This window comes from Bacillus cereus group sp. BfR-BA-01349, assembly GCF_022663795.1.
GTDB lineage: Bacteria > Bacillota > Bacilli > Bacillales > Bacillaceae_G > Bacillus_A > Bacillus_A cereus.
Map to the genome: position 1 here is coordinate 22,912 of NZ_JAKUGE010000063.1, position 7,548 is coordinate 30,459.

The window sequence follows — 7,548 nt, forward strand, 5'->3', positions numbered from 1 at the left end:
TTCATAGAGAATTACTCGTAGATTCAATTTTTATCCATCCGTTTTGCGGGGAATGATTGCCTAGTGGTAATGGGATAAGGTTGAGCTACTTTATTAGGGGGAGTGGTTCTATGTTTAATAAAAAAATGGTGGCAATGGCAATGACTGTGCCGTTAGTAATGGGGACAATTACTACGGTTTCGGCATTGGAAAAACAACAGCAAGTAAAGTTAGAAGCTTATTCGCCACAGAAAAAAGCAACTGAATATTTAAAAGAAAATGCTGCGCAGTATGGATTGAAAACAGATCTTTCAGACTTGCAATATATTTCTACAACAGAAACGTCAGTAGCGTCATATGTTAGGTTCCAACAAGTTGTTAATGGTGCACCTGTATTTTCAAAACAAATAACAGTTACGCTTAACGGAGAGGGAAAGGGAGTACTCGCTGTTTCTGATTATCAGCCTGTTACAGGTGTGAAGGAAGTAACGACAAAAATTAGTGAAAAAGATGCAATACAAAAATCAATGGCGTATGTTGGAGAAGCAAGTGAGCAAAATTTATGGGCTCCTACAGATAAAGAGTTCGGATATATTGTTGAAGAAGGAATTGCTCGTCCAGTATATAAAGTTGTAGTCCATTCTAATAATCCATTTGGTGCATGGGAAACATTTATTGATGCAGAAAATGGAAAGTTAATTAAAAAGGTTGATATAAACCGAAAAGCTGAAGGGTCAGGAAAAGTATTTTTACCTAACCCAGTCGTATCTAGCGGTAGTAAAGTAGGCTTAAAAGATAATAACGATGCAGATTCAACAGCTCTAACGAACCAACTGAAAACTGTTACGTTAAAAGGTTTAGATGGAACAGGATTTTTAATTGGAGAATATGTAACGATTTCTTCAAAAGCGAAAACAAAATCTACGAATTTACAATTTAACTATACACGCGCAAATGATAGCTTTGAAGATGTTATGTCGTACTATCATATCGACACATTGCAACGTTACATTCAAAGTCTAGGTTTTAAAAATATTAATAACCGTTCGATAAAAGTGAATGTTAATGGTACAACTGATGATAACTCATTCTATTCTCCATCAACAAAAGCTTTAACTTTCGGTACTGGCGGTGTTGATGATGCAGAAGATGCTGGTATTATCGCACATGAATATGGGCATTCGATTCAAGATAACCAAGTTCCTGGCTTTGGTAGTTCAGCAGAAGGTGGAGCGATGGGAGAAGGATTTGGCGACTTCTTAGGTGCTACGTATGAAGATGCAGTATCGACGACAGGGTACGGAAAAGCATGTGTTGGAGAATGGGATGCGACTGCTTATTCTAGTTCAGATCCGACGTGCTTACGCCGATTAGATACGAATAAAGTGTATCCGAAAGATATTACAAATGAGGTACATGATGATGGGGAAATTTGGGCACAAGGCCAATATGAAATGGCACAAGCATTTGGACGTGATGTAGCAACGAAAATTATTTTACAATCGCACTGGTCATTAACACCAAACTCTAAATTCAGTGATGGAGCAAAAGCAATTAAGCAAGCGGATGCTCTTTTATATGGCGGACAACATGCTGCTGATATCGATCGCATTTGGGCAGCGAGAGGCATTAGTACGAATTAATATAAAAAGTCGTGGCATTTATAAGCCACGACTTTTTAATTTGCTTACGAACTGGTACTAGTAAATAAAGCTATATCAATGATAGTGTGAATGTATCCATATCCCATTTACTTTTTAGCTTCTTTAAAAACAAAATGCTCTTTAAATTTTCTAGATTCAACTTTTTGACCATTTCGCATCGATCGGAATGGGTGTTCTTGCCATGTAATAATAACATCAACTTCATCCGCTTTTGTAGCAACAGGTAAATTAGCGTGTTCAAATCCAGTTTTTCCACTTGCCAAACGACTTTCCTTTAGGGAAAAGAGTTCATATTTCGTTTTCTTATTTGGTTCGTTGCGGAATACTTCTACGTTTACATTATATACTTCACTATTCCCGACATTCTTTACTGAAAAATGATATGTTTGAAATTCATCTTTTTTAGCTTGAAGCATATTCTTGTTTGTTTTTTTCGGTTTATCAATATTCACTTGCCATTGATCAGAGTTTTGAGAGATTGGTAAAGATTTTGGTGAATAGGCGTACGTTTCGTTTACTACAATTAAGCAAAACAAAAGGAGAAAGAAACTAATTGCTTTTTGCATATACACACCTCGCTTTAAAATTTTTATTAATATGCGTAAATGAATTAGTTTTTATGTAAAAATTGGAAAATATTAAAAGGGTAATTTCGGATGTAATACATAAGAATGTGTATTACAAAATTAACTTTTCACACTTTAGAAGAAGTTAGGAGTTAGAAAACCAGAATGTTTCAAAAAAAGCTTGCGTTTTATAAGGTAAGGAGTTAGAATACTCTGTAAATATAAAAAGTGATGATCAGGAAAAGTACATGGTGCAAAGGTCTACAGAGAGCAGCCGGTTGCTGGGAAGGTTGCGATACCGCATGATGGAAAGACACCTGTGAGTGTTGCTTTGAACGTGATTATTAGTAAAAGCAAACGGTACCTACCATTATCAGGGCTAAGATGGTCAGTATGACAATTTGGGTGGTACCGCGGAAAAAATCCGTCCCTATTTATAGGGGCGGATTTTTGTATTCTTTGAAAGGGGGTGAGTGACCGTGGATGATGACGATGACAACAATAACGTAAATAAATATAAAATTACTGGAGGGAAAAATAATGGATTCAATAATGAAGCGTTCACTCACAAAAGAATGTACAAAGCAAAACGGAAAGGTTGTATTACTTCAAGGATGGGTAAAAAAAATTCGGCATCGTGGAAATGTTAGTTTTTTATTATTACGGGACAGAACAGGAGTAATTCAATGTGTATTAGAAAATGAATTGGCTGGATATAAAGTTGATGTAGAAAGTGTCGTCCACGTAATTGGTGAAATAGTCGAGACGTCGAAAACAGAATTGGGTGTTGAAGTACTTGCTCATGAAGTGAACGTAATAAACGGTGCAGAGCCACTTCCATTTGAAATAAATAAAAAGAAATTACAAGTTGGCTTAGATCAATTATTGAATGAGCGGGTACTCTCATTAAGACATGAGCGAACTGCAGCGATTTTTAAAGTGAAATCTACACTCGTTCAGAGCTTTAGTGAAGTTCTAATAGAGAACGATTTCACACGAATATTTACGCCGAAAATTGTTTCGCAAGGGGCAGAAGGAGGAGCAAATGTTTTTAAGCTTCCATACTTCCAAAAAGAAGCTTATTTAGCACAATCACCACAGTTCTATAAGCAAATGATGGTGGCAGGTGGGTTAGAACGAGTTTTTGAAATTGCACCTGTATATAGAGCGGAACATCATAATTCTTCCCGTCATTTGAATGAATATATATCGTTAGACGTAGAGCTTGGTTTTATTCATGATTTTTATGAAGTGATGCAACTAGAAACGGATGTTTTACGATATATGTTTCAACAAGTAGCGAAAAAATGTGAAATAGAACTACAACTATTACAAATAGAAGTACCTATTATTACTGAAATACCTAAAATTACATTGTTAGAAGCACAAGAAATTTTGAAAAGTAAGTATCGTAAAGAATCTCCTGTAGGGGATTTAGATACAGAAGGTGAAAAGTTACTAGGGAAATATGTGAAGGAAATATATAATAGTGAATTTGTTTTCATTACGCATTATCCGAAAGAAGCGAGACCGATGTATACGATGCCGAATAAAGAGAATCCATCTATTACTGATTCATTCGACTTATTATATAAAGGATTAGAAATAACGTCAGGGGCACAGCGAATTCATAATTATGAAATGTTACTCGCTTCGTTTAAAGAAAAAGGATTACACCCAGATAAATTTCAATCTTATTTAAATACATTTCGATATGGTTGTCCACCACATGGAGGTTTCGGAATTGGGTTAGAAAGGGTTGTATATAAACTTTTAGAATTAACAAATGTACGAGAGGCGAGTGCTTTTCCGAGAGATTGTACTCGTCTCATACCGTAAAAAGAATCTTCGCGATTATCGCGAAGATTCTTTTTCTAATAAGCTTAGTAAAAGTCAGTTGAAATATGAACCATTTCGACAAAAAAATCAATATACCCTTGACAGTTACAAATATAACAGATATACTTCATATTAATTTCAAAAGAAAATATATTCTAAATATTAAAATGTGTTGAATAGGAGTAGTAAGGTCATGTATTTGTACAGAGAGCTATGGGTTGGTGTGACATAGTCAAATGACATCCTGAACTCGCCTAGGAGCAGTAAGGTGGAACGGAATTACATTCTTAGTAAATCTTAACGGTTAACCTTCGATATTAGGTTTGTAATCAAACGATTACTACTAAGGTGGATTCATAATGGAATCAATAAGGGTGGTACCGCGTTAAGTAAATGGCTTAGCGTCTCTTTATATAGAGATGCTAGGCCATTTTTTATTATATGGAAGAAGAAATGGAGGGTTTATTTGAATAGGTTTATAAAATTTATTTATTTGTATAAAAAGATTTAATTAGAAGGAAAATGAGATGAAACAGACGGAGCAATGGACTTCGAAATTAGGTTTTATAATGGCGGCAGCCGGATCAGCAATTGGACTTGGTGCGATATGGAAGTTCCCTTATATCGCTGGGAAGAGTGGGGGAGGAGCGTTCTTTTTAATATTTATATTATTTACTGTTTTAATTGGACTACCGCTACTTATAGCTGAATTTATGATTGGACGCAGTACGCAGAAACAAGCAGTTGGAGCATTTAAAAGCATCGCACCAAATACAGGATGGCATTGGATTGGACGCCTTGGCGTTGGAACGTGTTTTATACTACTTTCGTTTTATAGTGTTGTAGGTGGATGGGTATTAATTTATTTATTCAGAGGAATAACTGGACAACTGATTACTCCAGGACAAAATTACGGTACATTATTTACTGAAACAATTGGGAATCCTGCTTGGGCTATTATGGGACATTTCGCTTTTATGTTCATTACGATATGGGTTGTATCAAAGGGTGTACAAAACGGAATTGAAAAAGCAAGTAAATATATGTTGCCAGCATTGTTCGTTTTATTTGTCGCTCTTATTATTCGTTCGTTAACACTTGATGATGCAATGAAAGGTGTGAAGTTTTTCTTACAACCAGATTTCTCAAAGATTACTTCGGAAAGTATTTTGTTCGCAATGGGGCAATCATTCTTTGCAATTAGTATCGGGATTTCAATTATGGTTACGTATAGTTCCTATTTAAATAAAAAAGAAAGTTTACCAAAATCAGCAATAACAATTGTTGGATTAAATTTATTTGTTTCATTATTTGCAGGTCTTGCTATTTTTCCAGCCGTATTTTCATTAGGAATGGAGCCAACAGAAGGACCTGGATTACTATTTATCGTATTACCATCTGTATTTAGTCAAATCCCATTCGGTGGATTTTTCTTAACAGTATTTCTTGCACTATTTACATTTGCGACATTAACATCAGCATTTTCTCTACTAGAAACTGTTGTTTCAGCATTAGCAAATGGTGAACAAGAAAGAAGAACGAAATTATCATGGATGATCGGCTTCTGCATTTTCTTAGTAGGTATACCATCTGCGTTATCATTTGGAGTATGGAGTGAAATTACGATTTTTGGAAAGAATATTTTTGATGCAGTAGACTTTTTATCTAGTAATATATTAATGCCACTTGGAGCACTATTTATTAGTATTTTCGTTTCATTCAAAATGGAGAAGAAGGTACTAGAAGCAGAGTTTTTTGTAGGTGGAAATTATGGAAAGAAAGTATTTACTTGTTGGGTATTTTTACTTCGATTTGTAGCACCACTTGCAATAATTATCGTCTTCTTAAATGTAATAGGGATTATTTAATATTAAATGTTATAATATTCAGTAAAAAAGGGGGCGATGATCATAAAGGAAAATTTGATAGAAGCAGGGAAATATATGAATATTAGAGGGAAAAAGCTATACGTTGAAACACATGGAAATCCTAAAAATAAGCCAGTCTTATACTTGCATGGTGGACCAGGAGAAAGTTGTTATGATTTTTCATTTCATCAAGCGGAACGTTTAAAAGATTCTCTATATGTAATTATGATAGATCAAAGAGGTGTTTGTCGCTCAGAAGAAATTACTGAAGACGAAGCTTTTGGATTAAATGATTTGATTGAAGACTGTGAGGAATTAAAAAAAGTATTACAAATTGAGAAGTGGTCTATAATTGGACACTCTTTCGGTGGATATGTAGCATTGCTTTATGCGTCGATATATCCAAGTTCAATAGAGAAAATAATATTTGAAGGACCAACTTTTGATTTTGCATTAACAAGTAGGGCTTTGTTACAAAAGACAGGACATTTATTAAAAAAGTATGGAAAAGAAGAAGTAGCAGAAGAGTCTCTTGCTTATTCATCTAGCAATGCTAGTTCAAAAGAGTTGTTAGAAGCTTATATAAGACTAAGCAATGAATTAGAAGAAAAAAGAATGGAGATTTACAATAATAAGGAAGATAGGACAGATGAGAGTTTATACAGTGATGAAGAGTGGGAAATATTTTCAAATCGCTCTCAAATTCATTTTGATAGATTAAAATTAGAGGGCTCATGTCATACGTCATTATTATATAAAATAAAAGAAGTACAGAATCCAATGTTATTAATTGTAGGAAAACATGATGTAGTAACGTGTGAAGAACAAATTAAAACATTTAATAAAGATGCCCGAAACGGCAAGTATATCGTATTTGAAGAGAGCGGCCATTCACCTCATTATGAGGAAGCAGATAGATTTGCAGAAACAGTCATACATTTTTTGAAATGAAGAAAAGGGTGCTTCTATAAATGAGAGGCACCCTTTCTAAATTTCTGGATATGTGATTGTGATGTTAGGCCACTTACTTTGCCAATTCTTTTTTATAACTCTGTTTTTGTACATATGTAATCGTTCTTTCGATTCAAGAAAATGAGCTGTTGGTTTCACTTGTAAGGAAAGGACATCTTCAATACCACATGGGGCTGTTAAGATAACGTTGTTTAGTTCATCAAGTGTAACTCCTAAAGCCGTTGCTGTTTCAGGGAATTTAGAAATAGCATTAACAGAAGAAGAATATGGTGGCATATTATTCACTACATGCATACGAGCTTGATTTTTTACAGACCAAGGGATAGTAGCATCAATATTCATTAATTTCGTTTCTAATGATTGTTCGTATATCTCATCTTGATGTAGACTATCATAATAAATCACATCAACATCAGGCATAGCCGTTTTCGCTTCATAGTCATGTAAAGTATCCCAAATTTTAGAACGAACAAATCCGGCACAAATCCACCAATCAGGTAGCTCTAGTGATTTTGCCATTTGTAATACATTCATCATCCATTCGTCGTTTTCTATTAAGCGAATTATATCTGGTCATCTCCCTGTCAAGTAGACAGTAATAAAAAGAGTATTATGCCACGGCCTTTTCCCGATATTCTATCGGGGAAAGGCCGTGAAGTT

6 protein-coding genes and 2 other annotated features are annotated in these 7,548 nt (G+C 34.8%); of the genes, 4 read left to right on the forward strand and 2 right to left on the reverse strand.

Annotated elements, in window-relative coordinates; genetic code table 11:
- Positions 1 to 110: 110 nt before the first annotated feature.
- Entirely contained in the window at positions 111 to 1,622 is a 1,512-nt protein-coding gene (locus MR169_RS24745) for a M36 family metallopeptidase (protein ID WP_016117723.1), read from the forward strand.
- A gap of 107 nt (positions 1,623 to 1,729) precedes the next feature.
- Here the strand turns inward: MR169_RS24745 and MR169_RS24750 are convergent, their stop codons facing one another.
- A complete protein-coding gene (locus MR169_RS24750) occupies positions 1,730 to 2,209 on the reverse strand; it encodes a hypothetical protein (protein WP_001167912.1) in 480 nt (159 codons plus the stop codon).
- 222 nt (positions 2,210 to 2,431) lie between these two features.
- Positions 2,432 to 2,644: a binding site (T-box leader), on the forward strand.
- Between the two features lie 105 nt (positions 2,645 to 2,749).
- On the opposite strand from MR169_RS24750, the gene aspS reads away from it, so the two are divergent.
- From aspS to MR169_RS24765, 3 genes are all read left to right on the forward strand, one after another.
- Positions 2,750 to 4,048, forward strand: a complete 1,299-nt coding sequence (gene aspS, locus MR169_RS24755; protein WP_242320194.1) for an aspartate--tRNA(Asn) ligase — start codon at positions 2,750 to 2,752, stop codon at positions 4,046 to 4,048.
- 163 nt (positions 4,049 to 4,211) lie between these two features.
- Positions 4,212 to 4,460 (forward strand) — a binding site (T-box leader).
- 115 nt (positions 4,461 to 4,575) lie between these two features.
- Positions 4,576 to 5,916: a sodium-dependent transporter gene (locus MR169_RS24760; protein ID WP_000814541.1), complete on the forward strand. Its 1,341-nt coding sequence runs from the start codon at positions 4,576 to 4,578 to the stop codon at positions 5,914 to 5,916.
- Positions 5,917 to 5,991: 75 nt separating this feature from the next.
- On the forward strand, positions 5,992 to 6,867 hold the full coding sequence (locus tag MR169_RS24765) for an alpha/beta fold hydrolase (RefSeq protein WP_201145603.1): 876 nt from the start codon (positions 5,992 to 5,994) through the stop codon (positions 6,865 to 6,867).
- A gap of 36 nt (positions 6,868 to 6,903) precedes the next feature.
- Here MR169_RS24765 and MR169_RS24770 read toward each other — a convergent pair whose 3' ends face one another.
- Positions 6,904 to 7,422: a nucleotidyltransferase family protein gene (locus tag MR169_RS24770; protein ID WP_242320195.1), complete on the reverse strand. Its 519-nt coding sequence runs from the start codon at positions 7,420 to 7,422 to the stop codon at positions 6,904 to 6,906.
- Positions 7,423 to 7,548 lie beyond the last annotated feature (126 nt).